The sequence below is a fragment of the Rhizobium sp. BK212 genome (assembly GCF_014197475.1).
GTDB lineage: Bacteria > Pseudomonadota > Alphaproteobacteria > Rhizobiales > Rhizobiaceae > Rhizobium > Rhizobium anhuiense.
This window is the reverse complement of the sequence record NZ_JACIFS010000009.1, coordinates 226,941-244,381: the sequence shown is the minus strand read 5'-3', so window position 1 is coordinate 244,381 and position 17,441 is coordinate 226,941. Positions and strand designations below refer to the sequence as shown.

Annotated in this window: 16 protein-coding genes; 8 read left to right on the top strand and 8 right to left on the bottom strand. The window is 61.2% G+C overall.

Annotated elements, in window-relative coordinates:
- Window positions 1-12 precede the first annotated feature (12 nt).
- Window positions 13-1,398, bottom strand: coding sequence for an FAD/NAD(P)-binding protein (locus FHT79_RS25675; protein WP_028758974.1), 1,386 nt, complete (start codon window positions 1,396-1,398; stop codon window positions 13-15).
- Window positions 1,399-1,766: 368 nt separating this feature from the next.
- On the opposite strand from FHT79_RS25675, the gene cysE reads away from it, so the two are divergent.
- The 6 genes from cysE (at window position 1,767) to FHT79_RS25650 (ending at window position 9,580) form a co-directional block, all read left to right on the top strand.
- Window positions 1,767-2,615, top strand: a complete 849-nt coding sequence (gene cysE, locus FHT79_RS25670; RefSeq protein ID WP_183904432.1) for a serine O-acetyltransferase — start codon at window positions 1,767-1,769, stop codon at window positions 2,613-2,615.
- A gap of 389 nt (window positions 2,616-3,004) precedes the next feature.
- Complete coding sequence (locus FHT79_RS25665) at window positions 3,005-3,916, top strand: methyltransferase domain-containing protein (protein ID WP_183904431.1); 912 nt, start codon at window positions 3,005-3,007, stop codon at window positions 3,914-3,916.
- A 1,044-nt stretch (window positions 3,917-4,960) separates the two neighbouring features.
- Window positions 4,961-5,206, top strand: a complete 246-nt coding sequence (locus tag FHT79_RS25660) for a hypothetical protein (RefSeq protein WP_183904430.1) — start codon at window positions 4,961-4,963, stop codon at window positions 5,204-5,206.
- 1,288 nt (window positions 5,207-6,494) lie between these two features.
- On the top strand, window positions 6,495-6,623 hold the full coding sequence (locus FHT79_RS32435; protein ID WP_281414618.1) for a hypothetical protein: 129 nt from the start codon (window positions 6,495-6,497) through the stop codon (window positions 6,621-6,623).
- Window positions 6,624-7,143: 520 nt separating this feature from the next.
- Entirely contained in the window at window positions 7,144-8,223 is a 1,080-nt protein-coding gene (locus tag FHT79_RS25655; protein WP_183904429.1) for a YihY/virulence factor BrkB family protein, read from the top strand.
- Between the two features lie 73 nt (window positions 8,224-8,296).
- Complete coding sequence (locus FHT79_RS25650) at window positions 8,297-9,580, top strand: cystathionine gamma-synthase family protein (RefSeq protein WP_183904428.1); 1,284 nt, start codon at window positions 8,297-8,299, stop codon at window positions 9,578-9,580.
- Window positions 9,581-9,629: 49 nt separating this feature from the next.
- Here FHT79_RS25650 and FHT79_RS25645 read toward each other — a convergent pair whose 3' ends face one another.
- Both FHT79_RS25645 and FHT79_RS25640 read right to left on the bottom strand, forming a co-directional pair.
- Complete coding sequence (locus FHT79_RS25645; protein WP_047616942.1) at window positions 9,630-10,043, bottom strand: cupin domain-containing protein; 414 nt, start codon at window positions 10,041-10,043, stop codon at window positions 9,630-9,632.
- A 43-nt stretch (window positions 10,044-10,086) separates the two neighbouring features.
- Window positions 10,087-10,851 carry an SDR family oxidoreductase gene (locus FHT79_RS25640; protein WP_063474021.1) on the bottom strand — a complete coding sequence of 255 codons (765 nt, stop codon included), beginning with the start codon at window positions 10,849-10,851 and terminating at the stop codon, window positions 10,087-10,089.
- 397 nt (window positions 10,852-11,248) lie between these two features.
- Between FHT79_RS25640 and FHT79_RS25635 the strand changes: the two genes are divergently transcribed.
- On the top strand, window positions 11,249-11,707 hold the full coding sequence (locus FHT79_RS25635; RefSeq protein WP_183904427.1) for a carboxymuconolactone decarboxylase family protein: 459 nt from the start codon (window positions 11,249-11,251) through the stop codon (window positions 11,705-11,707).
- 98 nt (window positions 11,708-11,805) lie between these two features.
- On the opposite strand, the gene FHT79_RS25630 is transcribed toward FHT79_RS25635, so the two are convergent.
- The 4 genes from FHT79_RS25630 to FHT79_RS25615 form a co-directional block, all read right to left on the bottom strand.
- Window positions 11,806-12,555: an ATP-binding protein gene (locus FHT79_RS25630; protein WP_168333312.1), complete on the bottom strand. Its 750-nt coding sequence runs from the start codon at window positions 12,553-12,555 to the stop codon at window positions 11,806-11,808.
- A 150-nt stretch (window positions 12,556-12,705) separates the two neighbouring features.
- Window positions 12,706-13,911, bottom strand: coding sequence for a thiolase family protein (locus tag FHT79_RS25625; RefSeq protein ID WP_168333311.1), 1,206 nt, complete (start codon window positions 13,909-13,911; stop codon window positions 12,706-12,708).
- Complete coding sequence (locus FHT79_RS25620; RefSeq protein WP_183904426.1) at window positions 13,889-15,412, bottom strand: AMP-binding protein; 1,524 nt, start codon at window positions 15,410-15,412, stop codon at window positions 13,889-13,891. Before FHT79_RS25620 ends, FHT79_RS25625 begins: the two co-directional genes overlap by 23 nt.
- A gap of 30 nt (window positions 15,413-15,442) precedes the next feature.
- Window positions 15,443-15,859, bottom strand: a complete 417-nt coding sequence (locus FHT79_RS25615; protein ID WP_183904425.1) for a thioesterase family protein — start codon at window positions 15,857-15,859, stop codon at window positions 15,443-15,445.
- A 53-nt stretch (window positions 15,860-15,912) separates the two neighbouring features.
- Here FHT79_RS25615 and FHT79_RS25610 point away from each other — a divergent pair, with 53 nt between their 5' ends.
- Window positions 15,913-16,881, top strand: a complete 969-nt coding sequence (locus FHT79_RS25610) for a zinc-dependent alcohol dehydrogenase family protein (RefSeq protein WP_183904424.1) — start codon at window positions 15,913-15,915, stop codon at window positions 16,879-16,881.
- Window positions 16,882-16,944: 63 nt separating this feature from the next.
- Here the strand turns inward: FHT79_RS25610 and FHT79_RS25605 are convergent, their stop codons facing one another.
- On the bottom strand, window positions 16,945-17,316 hold the full coding sequence (locus FHT79_RS25605; RefSeq protein WP_183904423.1) for a helix-turn-helix domain-containing protein: 372 nt from the start codon (window positions 17,314-17,316) through the stop codon (window positions 16,945-16,947).
- Window positions 17,317-17,441: the final 125 nt, after the last annotated feature.

Below are 17,441 nucleotides of genomic sequence, written 5' to 3'. Positions count from 1 at the left end.
CGCAGATAACGTTCACGCGTCGCCAAAGGTTTTGGCGACGTGCCGCGCTTTGGCCGTTTCGCCGATCCAGCTGTTGAGCAACGACGCAGCCGCATGGCTCTGCAAGACGATCTGAGGCACCAGATCGATATCCGGAAGGCTGCCCAGGCCGAGCGGCCCCATCGCAAACAGCCCGTGCAACGCGCTCGCCTTGGTCCGCCCGCATTCGTCGACGACGATACCGATCTCGAGTTCGTCCCGCGTTGCAAGGCCTGCAACGATAAGCGAGCGAACCAGCGGGCTATCGGTCCCGGACGGCCGGAACCGGCAGTCTATCGTCAGATCCGCGGGAAGGACCTCGAGCCCGGTCGGCGCTGAAAACAGCACGCCGTTGGTGGCGATGCAATTCACTTTGCCCTTCCTGACGGCGATCGCGCCGCTGGCGATCGCATGATGCAGGCGCTGATAGTGCTCCGGCGGCAAGCGGTTGCGATGGCTGTCGTAAATGGCCTTCACGTGGCGTTTGAACCGCGCTCGCTCTTCCGGCGTCAATCCCGCCCAAAGATCGCGCGCACGTGAACGAAAGCCGTTCATAATGCCTTGCCATCCCGAACCTTCCAGATCGGCTTTGCTGGCGGCCTCACGCAGGAAACGGAACGCGCCGCGCAGCGTCCGCGGCATGGGTTGGTCGGTGACAACAGCTCCGACGGCGGCGGGAGCATGCGACTGAGGCAGGAAGCCCGATTCCGAGATCAACGTGACATGGGAAATCTTGGCATCCGCCAGCAAGCCGAGCGCCCTGTCGACCGCGTGGATGCCGCCGCCGATCACGACGGCGCTTCGCACTCCGCCGGCAGGCGCCACGTCTGTATTGTCCCGCATGCCGTAACCGGTCGCGAGAAACACGACATCGAAGCGGGTTCGTTGCTCTCCTCCAAGGCAAACGGAATATCCCCCTTCCAGATGCCTGTCGATCGCCGTGACCGCATCCGAGCCAAACTGGACGATCACATCAGGCCGAAGCGTCAGGGCTTCGGAAAAGCGTTTATACACATAGGTGCTGAAAATATCTCCGGGTACAAAGGCGTGTTCGAGACCGGCAGGATCCGAGATCAGTCGATCGCGCCATGTGTCATTCGTTTCCAGCCAGCGGCGAAAATCGTCCGGGAGTCCGGGATCGACGGAAAGGTCGCGAACGCGGCTGGTCAGCACCGTCGATGCGGGCTGACTGATGCCCTCGCCGATATCGATCTTTGCGCGCGGATCGAACATCACCAGATGGAAGGGCCGATCGACTCTCTTGAAAAGAGCGATTGCGGTCATGATCCCGGTAAAGCCCCGGCCGATGATCGCAATCCTTGCGAGATGGTCGGCATCTCGGTTCTCCGAATTCGAAGAGCGTGACGAGAGAAGAGTCATTCATCGGCTCCTTCTGCGTTGGATCGCTCCGTTCGGTATCCATCAAAACCGACCGGCTGCATAATTCTCTACTAAAACCATAGAAAGTTATATCCGGAACGCAAGCACTATTCGACTTCAAGTGATGACGGCCCGGCTTTGGTGTCTGGCGAGCCTTGGCTTCCTTGCGGCTGCTCGCTTCAAGCCTTCCGGAGCACTGGTGACGGGTGATGCGGCGACTTGGAAATAATTTCCCGTTTCTCACGAAAAAAGAGAGGAATTTTGGAGCTGCTGCGAAGATCCACGTAATTATAGACCATCTATCGGGGGCCGGATTCACCTAACCTCATGCCGGACGTCACGACGTTCGCCTGTAGAAGGAAGGTGCTATGACGGTTCCACTGGTCAGCTTGAGCAATCTGTCGACCGAGCCATCCCCCTCGCCTCAGGTTGCCGCCATATGGGAGGCTCTTTGCGGGGAGGCCGTCAATGCTTCGGCCAAGGACGCAGCACTCACGCGCGCCATGAATTCCGCCGTGCTTTATCATGCGAGTTTCGCCCAGGCGCTGGCCCAGCGGGTCGCGATCAAGCTGGCCAATCACGACCTCGACCATGACGAGCTGTTGGCGGTGATTGCCCAGGCGTTCATCGGCAATCGCAATATTGTCGCCGATGCCGCCGCAGACCTGACGGCAATCAAGGAGCGTGATCCGTCGAACGCGGAAATCCTGACGCCATTTCTGTATTTCAAAGGCTTTGTGGCTCTGCAGGGCCAACGCGTTGCCCACTGGCTATGGCACCATGACCGCCTCCATTTGGCGCGCCATATTCAAAGCCGCATTTCCGAAGTTTTCGGCGTCGACATTCATCCCGCCGCAAAGATGGGCCGGAGCATCATGCTCGATCATGGGAGCGGCCTGGTCATCGGCGAGACGGCTGTCGTCGAAGACGATGTATCGATCCTCCAGAACGTCACATTGGGAGGAACGGGTAAGGAAACCGGTGACCGGCACCCGAAGGTGCGGCGCGGCGCTCTGATCGGAGCGGGAGCCAAGATCCTCGGCAATATCGAAATTGGCGTCGGCGCGAAGGTGGGTGCAGGCAGCGTGGTCGTGAATGCCGTTTCCGATTACACATCGGTCGCCGGCATTCCGGCAAAGCAGGTGGGCAGGCGTCACTTCAACCTGCCGGGTATCACCATGGACCAAACCTTGTGCGAACCGGAGTATATGATCTAAGGGCGCGATGCGGATATACGCTGGTCCGGATCGAGCATCCCTACTGCGCGGCGGTCCGAAAGGGTTTCGACGGGAGATGGCGAAGGCGGAGGTCCCAAAGGTCCCTCATTGTCTCCCCTGCCCCGGATTGACCGATAAATAAAAGCGCAGAGCGACCATCAACCGCATTTGTCTCTACGGCCAGTTCGGCGACGGCGCATAAATATCCCGCATCTCTGCAGTTCACTGAAAATATGATTAATTGATCGCTATAATGAACCTAATTAGACAATTATTTCCGCTACTGCGGAATGGGATGGAAGTGCCTCCCTCATGCTATCGCTAGGGGTCCAATATCGCTAGTGATGGATCTGGCGCCGCAAAGACCTAAAACAGAACAGATCAGAGCCATGTCCGGAGATTTGCCCATGCCCAGTGCAATGTTCACGGCCGACGACCTTGCGGTGATCCGCCGCGCTTATGCCCATCAGGTGGCGGCTACCGCCGGGACGACGAACCCGCGGATCGAAGCTGCCTTTGCCGCTGTGCCACGCGAGAAATTTCTCGGTGCTCCGCCATGGCAGATCGCCAATCTGGGCGGCGGATATCGCCCCCTCCCCTCCTCCGATTTGGTTCTGGCCTATCAGGATGTGTTATTCGCCCTGCAGCCCGACAAGGGCGTCAACAACGGCAGTCCCTCACTGCATGCCCGGCTCCTGGGCGAACTGGACGTCAAGGTCGGTGATCGTATCGTCCATATCGGTGCCGGCACCGGTTATTATAGCGCCATCCTCGCGGAGCTGGTCGGTGCTGCCGGTCATGTCTATGCCGTCGAGATGGACGCCGATCTGGCCGGCCACGCTCAAACGGCGCTTGCCGACCGAGCCAATGTCAGCGTCATCATTGCCGACGGCACTCAATGGCCGCAGCAAGAGGTGGATGCGATCTATGTGAATTTCGCCGTCACGCGTCCCGCGGCATCATGGATCGAAGGGCTGCGGCCCGGAGGGCGCCTAGTGCTGCCGCTTGGCGTGCCGCGCCAGGGCCGACCGTCGAATGGCTGCCGTCACGCATCCCACGGCGCCGCGCTTCGCATCGAGCGCGGCGAGAATGGATTTGCGGTGCGGTGGATCAGCACGGCTTATTTCGTCTGCGCCGAGGGCGGTTTGACGATCGACGAGAACGAAATCGAAGCGCTGACGGCTGCCTTCAAGCGCGGCGGTATTGAGTTCGTCAAAAGCCTGCTGTGGAAGGCGGATCCGCGTCTCGGACGCTGCTGGTATATCGGCGACCAATGGGCGCTTTGTTATGACGACGTTTGAAACATCCGTTCCGCCCGAGTCGACCGCTCCATCTTCGTGAGGAATGGGAGCGATGCAGCGCATCGCCGTGCCGGGAGATAAACGCCCTCGACGCCGCCCTGCCCTTCGGCGGCGCAATCACCCGGTCACACTTCTGGCCGGCAATGGTATCGCCACACCCAAACACTCTGCCCAGGACGGCATGGGTGATGACAAAGCTTGGAGTGACGACGTCCGACTCACCCTCCCTAAGCTGAGTGCAGGCGCGTCACGGTCTCCCCTGCCCTGGGGCCGGAATGCTTACCGGTGAGATTTTACTGCCGGTGCCTTTGAGATTGGCCAAGTGCGCCGAGGTGTCCGAGCCACGGCCGTGTCCGCGGAGGACGAAGCGGGATTGCTCTGGTCCGCATGGATCTGGATACGGCGCGTCCGCGCACGAGCTGCTGGCCGATCCGAGCGTGCGCGGTCTCGCCGCGGCATTCGAGGCTCCTCTGGGAAGGCGGCGTTCAGATGCCAGTGAAGATCAGCAGGCGACGGGTGCTAAGTCGCTTCCGCCGGCTTCGCAGGTTCATGGCCTATCGCTTGAGGAGCGTCCACAAGAATGGAGAAATTAGGAAGCGTTGCTGGCTCGCCGGCGACGGAAGGCGGTCAAAACGACAAAAGCCCGGCGCGGGAGAGATGCGCCGGGCTTCGATTGTGACCGACAGCCGGGGAGGAGAGATGCTGTCCGTCGGACCGAAGCTGCTCGGAGGGGTTAAGCGCTTCAGTCCGTCACGAGGTAGTGCCGCAATGCGGCAAATTCAAGCCTGGCGGTTGCGCCGATCTTTATGTGGATCACGCTGCGGACGAAGGCGGTCGGGCAGGTGCAGCTTTTCTCGCAGGTGATTGGGCCGGCATGGTGTTGTCCGCGGACAACCAGCCGAGGTGCGATGCCGGAGGAAGGGCTGCGCTTCGCTGTGAGACGACGGAGGTCGGCTCGGTCCGGGGTGAAGCGATCGGTGAGAGCATCAGTGATCGCATTGCTGCGCGTCAAGCGCCGGGGTGCGCGAAGGTGAGGGCGGCTCGGTGGTCGACGATGACGATCCTCTCTTGGTCTGTCTTGGTTGGGCCTTTCGCTCGGTCGAACGCGTGACCTTACGCATCGCCGTCCAGCTGATGGGTGCATTGGTCGAATATTCGACAGACGGTCGCCAAACTGACCACCTTACACTGGTCATTTGCGGCAGGGACCGGCCCATCGGCTTCCACCGCATGCGGATGCTGCCGCTGTCATCAAGCCAGTTTCGCTTCGGCCTTGATCTGTGCCCCTGAGAAAGAGTGCCTGCTGGCGTATCGGAGACCTCAGAGCTGGCCGATGTGCAGCGAGGTGGCAGGCTAATGGGTCCGTCGCCACGACATGCCACCGCGGTCTGGGGCTAAAGGCCCGCAGGACCCGAAGATGAGTCTGGCCATTGGCTCGCTTGACCCACGGAGTTGACCGGGTCCGCAGCGGGTGGTCGATCTGTCGAAGGCCGCAGGCAAGCGTTGTCAATTGGTCCAGTGGCTTCCCACCGCGCGGTGGATGAGTTCGTTTCCGCCTCGTCGCCGAGCCAGCCGACGATCATCCGTGGAAGCTTTCGGCGAGAAAAATCACTACGCCGGCAACTGCGCGGCTTTTCGAATGGGCCGCATTCCGTCCCTTGTGGAACGAGCGGGCAGATCTGCCGGCTGGTCCGATCTTTACCAAATTCTTTGCGCCCATTCACGAAGCTGTTCGACAAGGCGCGAGAAGCCGCTGCTCTGCGATGGCTGGTGGCGCCGCCACGGCGGTCATGGTGCTGCGCGTCCAGGATGCCGGCTGGCAAGGTGACATCAGGGGTATCTCGTCGGTCGCGCCATCAATTGCTGTGGGGCTGTTCGCGCAAATGATCTGATTGGAATCACGTTGATCATCCCGTTGTCCGCGGACAACGGGGTCCATCAGGCAGTTGTCCGGGCGCAGGGATTGCCGTCCGGCCATTGAGGCTGCCGTCTCGGTGTGATGCGGTCCAGCGGCGCAGCTGTCATCTGCAGTCGGGTCCTTATGTGATTGAGTGGAAGGATTGCGCGGCAGGGGAGGGCATCCTTCCATCCCGCAGGATCGGCAGTTCGCGGACGAGAGCTTCGGGGCGCGTCCGTTGCGAGTGAGTGGCCACTGACCTCGCGATCGTCAGATCCTTGGCGCACATGAAGCTACGGCGACGTTCAGCGATTTGCCCGCGGTGGCGAGCCGAACGCATGTGTGAAAAACGGCGGCCTCCGGTTCATTCTCGTGGGATAGGCATACGTGGCGCTAAGGCCGCGCCGCCATGGCAGATGGAGCAGCGCCCGACAGTGGTGCGCGTATTGATGGGGAAGTCCCTTGCTCTCAGGCAGTCTGGGGAAGACCTGCGTCAATCCCGGCCACTATACCTGGAGATGATCCTGCGCCGTGCGAAAGGGGTGCCCACGAGGCGCCTGATACTGAACTGCCGGAGCAGCGCCGCCGGAGACGGTCGAGGCGCCGATGGCTGAATGACGCCAGGCTGCGAACTGGTCGCCATCCGGAGTGGGCAGCTGGCTTCGCCATCTTGCTACGCAGATGCTTGCGTGTTCGTCGATCGCTGGGCGTATTCCGTCGATTGCCGACAATCTGGTACGCGACAACGAGGCCTTCGAGATCGTGTCCGTGAGCAGGCAGCGTCTCGGTCTCGACGACGCCTGGTCGTGAGCTGTGTCGGGCGAAAGCAATCGGTCGTGGATGCTCTGAGCCGATATTTGTCGGGTGAAAACGCAAGCGGCTATTGCAGGCCATCGTCGCCGGCGCTATTCTTTTGGCAGGCTTGTAATCAACGCTTCATCTGCGGATGCCGGTCGCCGAAAGGTGCCGGAATCGGGATGATGGGGAGTGGATTGTGGATCCAAATTGCGCTCCCGATGTGAGCCGAGCGCCAATCTATGGCCTCGTGGCCGCCAGAAACCCCAGTTGGCAGCCCTGTCAGACAGGCCACCGGCAACGTGGTAACGAAACCAAAGTCCGATTTTGCTTCCGTAGTCTTATATGATTGAAGTGATATCAATGACTTATGGATTTCCGAATTGCTCCTGCTTTCGTGTCCATTCCCCCGCAGCCTGACCCGCCTGGGAACAGACTGACGTCGCCCCCGCATCAAATGTCCGTAGGAAAGCAACGGCTTGCATCCTTTAGCGGCGGCCTGCGTTATGTCAGCACCAGACCGGAGAACATCTTCATGTCCGATGTGCTTCACCTCAAGAGGCTCTCCATTGCCGCGACAGTGATGGCCGCGGGGATCGGCGCGCTTGTCTTGATGCAGGCAAAAGAGCGCAGTTCGGTCGCCCCGTCTGCGAATACCGGCCACCGGGGTGACGATCATGGCCGCAGTGCCAGTGTGCCCGAGGCCATTCCTCTCAGCGGTCTGCGCGACGTGTTCTGGCGTGTCTTCCACGAAGTCCTCGTTGACCGAGTGACGTTGATTGCGGCGGGCGTGACCTTTTATCTGTTGCTGGCGCTGTTTCCAGCCATGGCGGCCTTGGTCTCTCTTTACGGGCTGGTTGCCGATCCGATCACCATATCCGAACACCTTCGCGAATTGGCCGCGCTTTTGCCGCCCGGCGCGTTCGATCTTCTTGCCGACCAGATCAGGGAACTCGTCAACCGGCGCGACGCCACGCTCGGCATCACCTTCTTCGTCGGTCTCGGCATCGCCCTGTGGAGCACGCATAGCGGCACGCTGGCGATCTTCGACGCGATGAACGTCGCCTATGAGGAGGAGGAGAAGCGGGGGCTTGTCCGGTTGAACCTGATAGGTCTCTGCTTCACCTTGTGCGCGATTCTTTTGATGGTGGTCATGGTGGTGCTCGTCGGGGTCATGCCGGTGGTCCTCTCCTATCTCTGGCTCGATCAATTCAAGGAGCATATGGCTCTTCTCATGCGATGGCCGCTGCTTCTGCTGGTCGTCGCGGTGGCGGTCACATCAGTCTACCGCTTCGGCCCCAGCCGCGAGCCTGCCACGCTCCGGTGGATGACGTGGGGCGCGGTTCTGACCACGGTCGCCTGGGCGGCCATGTCCCTCGGTTTCTCCTTCTATCTGGATCATTTTGCCAATTACAACGCGACATACGGCACGCTCGGTGCGCTGATCGGCTTCCTCATCTGGATCTGGCTTTCCGTCGTCATTCTTATCGTCGGAGGGGAGCTTAACGCCGAACTGGAGCATCAGACCGCAAAGGACACGACGACGGGCACGCCGCGGCCGATGGGAGCGCGTGGCGCTTATGTCGCGGACACTCTGGGCGAGACCATGAGCTGACCGCGATGATTGCTCCTCTCATATGGTTTTGATGTATTCTGCCGTTTCTGCAGTCCCGAAACAGGAGACGATGATGACCGCCCCGCATCCTTCCAAAACCCATATCGGCAATCATGCCCTGCATCCCGAAACACAGATGCTGAACTACGGCTACGATCCGGAACTCTCGGAAGGGGCGGTCAAGCCGCCGGTGTTCCTCACCTCCACCTTCGTGTTCAATACCGCGGAGGATGGCCGCGACTTCTTCGATTATGTGTCGGGCCGCCGCGAGCCGCCCGAGGGGAAAGGGGCCGGCCTCGTCTACTCGCGTTTCAACCATCCAAACAGCGAGATCGTCGAGGACAGGCTTGCCGTCTACGAACGGACGGAAAGCGGCGTGCTGTTTTCATCCGGCATGGCGGCGATCGCCACCACTCTGCTTGCCTTCGTCCGGCCTGGCGATGCGATCTTGCATTCGCAACCGCTCTATGGGGGAACGGAAACATTGCTGGCGAAGACCTTCCTCAACCTCGGCACCGCCGCCGTTGGATTTGCCGACGGCGTCAGCGAAGGATCGGTGCAGAAGGCGGCGGAAGAGGCGATGGGCAAAGGCCGCGTCTCCGTCATCCTGATCGAGACGCCTGCCAATCCGACCAACAGCCTGGTCGATGTCGCGATGACCCGGCGGGTGGCCGACATGATCGATGCAAGACAGGGCCATATGCCGATCATCGTCTGCGACAATACCCTGCTCGGACCGGTCTTCCAGCGGCCGATCGAGCACGGCGCCGATATCTCGCTCTATTCGCTGACCAAATATGTCGGCGGTCATTCCGATCTGATCGCCGGCGCCGTTCTTGGTCGCAAGGCAGTGATCAAGCAGATCAAGGCTCTGCGCGGCGCGATCGGCACGCAGCTCGATCCACATTCCTGCTGGATGCTCGGCCGTTCGCTGGAGACGCTGCAGCTGCGCATGGAGCGGGCAAACAGCAACGCGCGGGCCGTTGCCGATTTTCTGCGTGATCATCCGAAGGTTGAGAGGGTCCACTACCTGCCCTACCACGATCCGGAATCGCCGGCCGGCCGGACCTTCAGGGCGCAATGCACCGGCGCCGGCTCCACCTTCTCTTTCGATATTCGCGGCGGTCAGCCCGCTTCGTTCAAATTCCTGAACGCGCTACAGATCTTCAAGCTCGCGGTCAGCCTCGGCGGCACGGAATCGCTTGCGAGCCATCCGGCCGCCATGACGCATTCCGGTGTGCCTGCCGATGTCCGCCAGCGCATCGGTGTGTTGGAATCGACGATCCGCCTGTCGATCGGCATCGAGCATCCGGATGATCTGATTGCCGACCTGGAACTGGCGCTGCAGGCGGCCTGAGACACGGCGAGGAAGTGATGCCCGGCGCCGCCGGGCATCACGCATGGCGTCACTTGTCGTCGATCGTCAGCTCCGTCTCGTCGGTGTTCAGCACGAAGACCGCAAGCAGGCGCGCCGGCTTTGTCTTGCTGGCGTTTTTGCTGACGCTGTGATGATCGCCGGGAAATTCGGGAAAGCTTTCGCCGGCCTTGTAGACTTTTTCCGGCCCGTCATTCACCTTGCTGGTGATCGCTCCTTCGAGAACGGTGGCATAGATGAAGGCCGAAGCCGGATGCGTATGGCCGGGCGAGGAGCCGCCTGGCCCATATTCGACAAGCACCGCCCGCACGCTTTTGCCGGGAACATTGGGGAGCTTCTGGTCGTAAACGACGCTTACCTTCGCGTCGCCGCCTGCCGCGTGAGCCTGAGTGCCGGCAGTAAGGACAACGGCGAGCGCCGCCGCCGAGATCATTTTGGTGAGCATGTCTGGTCTCCTACGTTGATGGGAATGGGTCGGACGCCCGGTATCAGGCGCTCTTTTTCTGGGCCGGCTGACGGCTGAGCCAGTCGTCGAAGCGGATCCGGCCGAGCCGTGCCTTGGGGCCGGTCACGAGCGAATTGTCCTCGAGCTCCACGCCGAAGTAGCGGGCGTGCGGATCGGCGATCACCTGGCGCGGATCGTTCGTCGCCTTGAACAGACGCGTTACGATGTCGGTAAGGCGGATTTTCTCCGGCCCGCCGATTTCGATCGTGCCGTTGACAGGCGGGGCGAGCGCCACCTCGGCCATGACGTCAGCAACGTCGTCAGAGGCGATCGGCTGCAGATAGGCCGGCGACAGATGCGCCGCCTGGCCGACAGTGTTCGACTGAGCGATGCCAGCCATGAATTCATGGAACTGTGTGGAGTGCACGATGGTGTAGGGTAGCCCGGAGCTCTTGATCAGCTCTTCCTGGGCCATCTTGGCACGCATATAGCCACTGCCCTGCAGCCGCTCCATGCCGACGATCGATAGAGCGATGTGATGCTTAACGCCGGCAGCAGCCCCCGCCTTGAGCAGATTGCGGCCCGAGGTCTGGAAGAATTCCAGAACGGCCTTGTCCTCGAAGGAGGGTGAATTTGCGAGATCGAGCACCACCTGTGCGCCTGCGAGCGCTTCCGTCAGGCCTTTGCCGGTGATCGTGTCGACGCCCGAATTCGGCGAAGCCGCCAACACCTCGTGCCCTTTGTTGCGCAATCTTTCCACGGTCTTCGAGCCGATCAGGCCGGTGCCGCCGATAACGACGATTTTCATGGGTAGTCTCCTTGTCCTTGGCGAGGATTATCCTCTGGTGACTTGAAGGTGAGCAGGCAGCTGCTCGGCGTGCCCACCGCGTCCTCGATGAGCGAAGCGACTTCGTCGGCGCCGTCGCACGCAAGATCTCCGGTGCGGCCGGTAAACCGATGGATTGGAGAATGCGCCTGATCGCAGTCCCAAACCATTCTCCCTCGGTCGCTGTCACCCTATGCGAACGCAGTAGGGCAGCTGGCTCTGCGGTCCATGCATCCGGCCGAAATGGAGGAACGTGTCACGTCGACAGGCATCGGCCGAACTTACCGTCGGGGCAGATAGCCGACCTGGAGGGCAAGGCGTATCCACTGGCCTGCAAACCTTGGCTTGCACCATCAATCCTCTCACGATGGAGACAAGAATGATCAAGCGTCTGAACTTCATGGCTTATAGAAATAGCGGCATCGATGGCCTCGTGGCGGTTGAAGCCTGGATTGCCAAGAGCTTCGATCCGAAGTTGCTCGAGCTCGTCAAAGTGCGCGTGTCCCAAATGAACGGATGCGCTCACTGCCTGCATATGCACCGCCAGGACGCGCTGAAGCTCGGCGAAACGGACGACCGGCTGCTGCTTCTGAACGCCTGGCGGGAGTCGCAGCTCTTCACCACTCGGGAGCGGGCCGCGCTCGCCTGGGCCGAGGCTCTCACCGAGATCGCCAAAAGCCATGCGCCGGATGATATTTATGAAGAGGCGCACGCCAACTTCTCGGATGACGAGTTTCTGGCGCTTTCGATCGGCGTCGCGATGATCAATGCCTGGAATAGACTGGCGATCGGCTTCCGGCTACAGCATCCGGCGGATCACAAACGCGCCGCCGCCTGATAGCAGCTGAACGACGAATGAGCCGGGCGAAAGACTTCGTCCGGCTATTGACTGGTTTCTTTTCAACTCGCCGGGATCTGCCGGAATAAAGTGATGGATCAGCGTTCGATGGGCAATCGCAGCGTCACGACCGTGCCTCGGCCTGGCTCGCTTTCCAGATGGAGATTTCCCCGGGCTTCCTGGGCGAAGCGTTTGACCATCGGCAGGCCGAAGCCTCCAAGCCCCGATGCTTTCGTCGTGAAGAAGGGATCGGTCGCCCGGTGCAGCACATCCTCTGTCATCCCGAGACCGTTGTCCGAAATCCGCAATTCGATCCCGGCGCCTTCGCCTTCGCCGTCGATGGCGGCGGCTGCGATCGAAATCACACCGCCATCCGGCATGGCGTCGCGCGCGTTGAGCAGCAGGTTCATGATGGCGCTTTGCAACCCCACGCGGCTGCATCTGAGCATGGGAAGCGTCTCGCTCGCATATATCTCGAACGCGATATCGCGGTCCCAGGTGGCTCTCGCCAGGGCTTCGATTTCCATCAGGCAAGCCCGGATGTCGATTGGCTCGGCCGCGGCATTGCCGTCACTCGCAAGGCGCATCGTCTGCTGAACGAGCGTTCCCGCCCGCTGAAGCGAGATCCTGGCGCTGGCGAAGACCGGCACCATTGTCGAGCCCATCTCGATGTCGGGACTGCGCGACATCATGTTCAGCGCGGAGGTGGCGACCTGGATCAGGTTACCCAAGTCGTGGACGATGCCGAGTATCGCATCCGCAGGATTTGCATTGAGGGAGATCGCTTCCGGTCGCGTGTGAGAAAAGTAAGCTTCACCGGCGAGGATATTCGTATCTGATTCCGACATGCTTTGCTCCTCATCCGCTCCATCGACAGACATGTCGTTCCCGAGCAAATGGAGGCTATGATACGAGCGGGGCTGTAGTCGATTGGTTCAAGGGTGAGGGCAGGCAATACCGTCGTATGGTCTCGCGCCGGACGCTGTTGCCCCTTGGGTTCAGGAAAGCTCGACAGCCTCAAACATGGCAGTCAGTCCGATGCCGCCGCCAATACCGATCATCGCAAGCCCGGTCGCGCCTGTCATCAAGGTTCCCCCGGTGTCGCGGATCATCTGGCTGTATAGACGGGTCACGAGGACGGCGCCGGAGGCCCCGAATGGATGGCCCAAGGCAATGGCGCCGCCGTTCCTGTTGACCGCGTCGGCCGGGATTTCGAGCTGATCCAGCGACGCCAGAACCTGGGCCGCGAAGGCCTCGTTGAATTCGATGGCATCGATGCCCGCGAGCAAGAGCCCGGGCTGACGCTGCATGAGTTTCCTGGTCGAGGCGACCGGCCCGATGCCGAGCAGATTGGGATCCACACCGGCAGCGGCACTGTCGATGAAGGCCAGGCCCTCGTCGATGCCCATGCTTCTTGCCATTCCGCGGCTCATGACAAGCACCAGGCAGGCGCCGTCGTTCAGCGGACAGGCATTGCCTGCCGTCACCGAACCATCCGGCAGGAACACTGGCCGGAGGTTTGCAAGCGCCTCAAGAGATGTCGCGGCGCGGGGGCACTCGTCCCGTTCTATCAGGCCGTGGCTGGTGGAAATTTCAACGATCTCGGGTCGAAAGATGCCCGCCTCGGCCGCCTGCACGGCGAGCCGGTGGCTGCGCAGGGCGAATTCATCCTGTCGCTGGCGCGATATGCCGAACTGACGTGCGACGTTTTCGGCGGCAATTCCCATTTCCGGGTCGCCGATCGTTTCAGGCGAAAACCGGGCGCGGCCATAAAAGCGCGGCAGCGCCCCATTCGCCTTAGGTCTTTCGACGCGCCATGGCGCGGTGCTGACGCTCTCCACGCCGCCGGCCAGAAAACACGAGCCCGCTTTCGCCTGGATCAGCCGGGCTGCCATGATGATCGCTTCCAGGCCCGAGCCGCATTGCCGGTCGATCGTCATACCCGGAACCACCATGGGCAGGCCGGCGGTGAGGGCTGCCAGCCGCGCGATGTTTCCGCCGCCGCCTGCGGCATTGCCGACCAGCACGTCGTCTATTGTTTCGGGCGCAATTCCCGTTTCGGCAACAATGCGACGGATGATCGGCGCAAGCAGGTCTTCCGCCGCGACGGTCGCAAGCGATCCGAAAGCCCGGCCGATCGGGGTGCGGTAAGCGGCAACCACGACAGGCTGCCAATCCTCGTCAGGCTGATAGGCGTAAGACAAGATCGCCTCCAGAAACCACTGATGTCTCCACTTGCCCCCTCGAGATCTTGCCGCTGCTCGTCATCGGCCAGGTTCCGATATAGTAGAATTGCTTGGGGATCTTGTACCTGGCGAGCTCTCGCGCGCAATGATCGGCCAGGATTTTCGCGTCCTTCATCTCTCCCGAGACGACAGCAATGATCCGCTGACCCAGATAGGCGTCCGGTAGCGCGAAGACAACGGCATCTTCGACCCCTGGGCAGGCTTTCAACGCGCTCTCGACTTCGGCAGGATAAACGTTGTTGCCGCCTGATATCATCATGCCGCCCGCCCGGCCGATCACCCGCAACATGCCGTTTGCATCGAGTTCGCCGAGATCTCCGACCGTCGCTCCGGCTTCCGTGACCCGGAACGCCTGACCGTCGTCGCCCCAGAGATAGCCATCGGCGATCAGGTCGCTTCTGACGAAAATGGTGCCCGGCACGTCGCTCCCGACGTCGTTTTCATTCGGATCACGAATGGAGATTTCGACGCCGGGATAGGCTTGTCCAACCCGGTCGATCGGAAAATCGAATGCGCCGCCAACGAGGGTCGAGACCGTCATGAAGCCGATCTCGGAGGCGCCGTAATATTCGCTAATGCGCGCCTTCGGAAAGAGGCGGCGCATGGAGTCGACGCCGTTCACGTCGAGTTTTGCGCCGGCGGTCAGCACGTCGCGCAGCGATGTCAAAGCGGGCTCCGTCGACCAGGCCCGCGCGATGCCCGCTATATGCGTCGGCACGGCAACCAGCCGTTCTATCTGCGCGGAGGAGAGAATACGCGCGACCGTGCCGGGTTCCCATTTCCTGACCGAATGGAAGGTCGCCCCGGCATCCAAGGCTTCGACCAAGGCGTAAAGCGCCAGCCCATGCGCGAGGGCTCCCGGGCACATGGTGGAGGGTGCGTCTTCCAGTTGGAAAACGACGCGCCCCCGGTCGAGGCTTCGGCGCCACTGCTCGCGTGAGCGATAATAGGCTTTCGGCTCGGCGGTGGTGCCCGAGGTAAAACCGATCAGGAAGATTCCGTCGGTATCGACAGGCAGGTCGTCTCCCGTCGCGGCGAGGTCGAAGGGCTCCGCACTGGCCGTGATCACCGGTATGCCGAACCTGCGGCCGATTTCGGCGCTTGGGCCTGCAGCATCGTCAACAACAAGCACGTCCGGCGCCAGGCGCTCGACAATGCGTTCGATCCTTTCCGGCGGCATCATCGGATCGATCACCGCGCAAGCAGTCGGGAAGGCGGTAGCAGCTGCAAAATATTCGGCAAAGCCGATATGGTTGCCGAGGCTGAGAGCGGCAAGCTTGTCCACACCGGGTAGATCGAGCATGCGGCGGTTCGAGCGGGGGAGCTTCTGGAGAAACCGATAGATTGCCTTGGCGCGGGAATAAAGCTCGCCGTAGCTCAGGGAATGCCCGTCAATCACCAGCGCCGGCTTGTCCGGTGTCTCCGTTGCATGTCGAAGAAGCTGCGCATGGAGCGGCATAAATACCCACTGGGCTTGATTGATCGGCGACTAACCCAGAGACAAAGCGGTTTTGGTCGCGTCCGGTATTGGTGTCGGGCGGCTGTCGGAAAGACTGACACATACCCAGACGAGGCCAGCCGATGCGCAATGGGCGCCGTCGCGCTGGCGAAAGAGTTCGATTGCAAATGAGAGGCTCGATCGCCCGATTTTCTCGATGCTGACCTTCGCTTCGACGACGTCATCGACGTCGATCGGGTTGTGGAAGGTGATCTCCGCCTTCTTCACGTGATAGGCAACGCCGGAGGAGGTATGGCGGAAATGGCTGAGAATTTGCCGGTGCCGCAGGAACTCGACGACCGCATCCTCGCAATAATCGAGATAGACGGAGTTGTGGACATGGCCATAAATGTCGATGTCTCGCATCGAGACCCGGAAGGATGCTAAAGGCCTGTCGTCAATACTCATTCGATCACCCAAATTCGAAGGCGTGATCTAACCGGGAGTGTGTGGGGGATGCAATGCAATATCAGGCGGTCGTGCGAAAATTCGGGCCGGCTCAAGACGTCGTCGAGATCGAGCGGGCCGCACTGACGCCGCTGCGGCGCGACCAGGTCCGGGTGCGTCTGCTGGCGCGGTCGATCAATCCCTCCGATATCATCACCATATCAGGGGCCTATGCCGGACGCACGACATTGCCTTTCATTCCGGGCTTCGAGGCATTCGGGGTGGTCGAACAGTGCGGTGAAGAGGTTTACGGGCTTTCGCCCGGAACACGCGTGCTGCCGGTGCGCAGCGCCGGCGGATGGCAGGAATTCAAGGATACCGATCCCGGCTGGTGCCTTCGTGTTCCGGATGAACTCACCGATTTCGAAGCGGCGACCAGCTACGTCAACCCGATGACGGCCTGGCTGATGCTGCACGTCAAGATCGGGCTGAAGCCCGGCATGCGCATCGCCATCAATGCTGCCGCCTCTTCGATCGGATCGATCTTGATCGGGCTCGCCAATGCCGCGGGCGTGGAGCCGGTGGCGATCGTTCGCAGCGAAGCCTCGCTCTCGCGCCTGCGCGGCCGCCTCGAGACGGTCATCGTCGACAGGGCGGACAGCGACCTCGTTGCCGGTCTCACCGGTCGATACGGGCTCGACGCGGTGCTCGATTGCGTCGGCGGCGCGCGCGCCTCCCTCCTCGCCGATGCGCTGAGGCCGGGCGGGCATTTCGTGCATTACGGCCTGCTTTCGGGCCAGAGCATCCCAGCTTCCTTCTGGGCCTCCCATCCCGATATGGTCTTTTCCTATTGTCATCTGCGGGAATGGGTCCATTCCGAAGCGATGAGCGACGTCCAGCGCGCCTATTCCGAGATCGCGGCACAGATCGCCTCGAAGATCATCGCGACCGAGGTGCGGGAGGTGTTTCCTCTGGAAAAGGTCGGCCAGGCGCTGCAATCCGCCCTTCCGTTCCGGACCGGTGGCAAGGTTCTGCTCGCCTGACGGAGCAAGCGCGCGCCTCGTCCTTCGAGGTTCCTCAGTATGAGGCTTTCTTAAACGTTCGCGCTAAGGGGTTTCGTATCGCTGCCGCGCGCTCTTGATTGCCGTATGGTTCTGCTCAGCCCATCCGATCAGGGCTTTCATGGGGATGAGAAAGGATTGCCCCAGCTCCGTCAGCTCATATTCCACGCGCGGCGGCACCTCCGGATAGACGGTGCGCCTGATGAAGCCGTCCTGCTCCAGATGCCTCAACGTCTTGGAGAGCATCTGTTTCGAGATGTCCCCGATCTCATGCAGCAGCTGGTTGAAACGCTTCTTCTCGTCTTCCAACGCCTCGAGGGTGAGCAGGCTCCATTGATCGCCGATACGATCGAGCACGCCTCTGATCGGGCATCCCGCCCCAGGCCGCTGTTTCGGCTCGTCCGTTTCCCTGGGCATGCTGCCTCCTCGGTCACTATCGGCTGACCTTGCCACCAAAACCTGCCTCCTTGCTCGACATGTCGAGGTTTCATAGACCAGCTCTCATAGTCTGCTTTCTAGACCATATCGCCGATCCATACCAA

Excerpts from the sequence above, each read along its gene's own strand:
- FHT79_RS25630 (WP_168333312.1), bottom strand. The coding sequence starts at position 12,555 with ATGTCGGAATCAGATACGAATATCCTCGCCGGTGAAGCTTACTTTTCT.
- FHT79_RS25655 (WP_183904429.1), top strand. The coding sequence starts at position 7,144 with ATGTCCGATGTGCTTCACCTCAAGAGGCTCTCCATTGCCGCGACAGTG.
- FHT79_RS25635 (WP_183904427.1), top strand. The coding sequence starts at position 11,249 with ATGATCAAGCGTCTGAACTTCATGGCTTATAGAAATAGCGGCATCGAT.
- FHT79_RS25615 (WP_183904425.1), bottom strand. The coding sequence starts at position 15,859 with ATGAGTATTGACGACAGGCCTTTAGCATCCTTCCGGGTCTCGATGCGA.
- FHT79_RS25640 (WP_063474021.1), bottom strand. The coding sequence starts at position 10,851 with ATGAAAATCGTCGTTATCGGCGGCACCGGCCTGATCGGCTCGAAGACC.
- FHT79_RS25645 (WP_047616942.1), bottom strand. The coding sequence starts at position 10,043 with ATGCTCACCAAAATGATCTCGGCGGCGGCGCTCGCCGTTGTCCTTACT.
- FHT79_RS25675 (WP_028758974.1), bottom strand. The coding sequence starts at position 1,398 with ATGACTCTTCTCTCGTCACGCTCTTCGAATTCGGAGAACCGAGATGCC.
- FHT79_RS25650 (WP_183904428.1), top strand. The coding sequence starts at position 8,297 with ATGACCGCCCCGCATCCTTCCAAAACCCATATCGGCAATCATGCCCTG.
- FHT79_RS25610 (WP_183904424.1), top strand. The coding sequence starts at position 15,913 with ATGCAATATCAGGCGGTCGTGCGAAAATTCGGGCCGGCTCAAGACGTC.
- FHT79_RS25620 (WP_183904426.1), bottom strand. The coding sequence starts at position 15,412 with ATGCCGCTCCATGCGCAGCTTCTTCGACATGCAACGGAGACACCGGAC.
- cysE (WP_183904432.1), top strand. The coding sequence starts at position 1,767 with ATGACGGTTCCACTGGTCAGCTTGAGCAATCTGTCGACCGAGCCATCC.
- FHT79_RS25665 (WP_183904431.1), top strand. The coding sequence starts at position 3,005 with ATGTCCGGAGATTTGCCCATGCCCAGTGCAATGTTCACGGCCGACGAC.
- FHT79_RS25605 (WP_183904423.1), bottom strand. The coding sequence starts at position 17,316 with ATGCCCAGGGAAACGGACGAGCCGAAACAGCGGCCTGGGGCGGGATGC.
- FHT79_RS32435 (WP_281414618.1), top strand. The coding sequence starts at position 6,495 with ATGCTTGCGTGTTCGTCGATCGCTGGGCGTATTCCGTCGATTGCCGAC.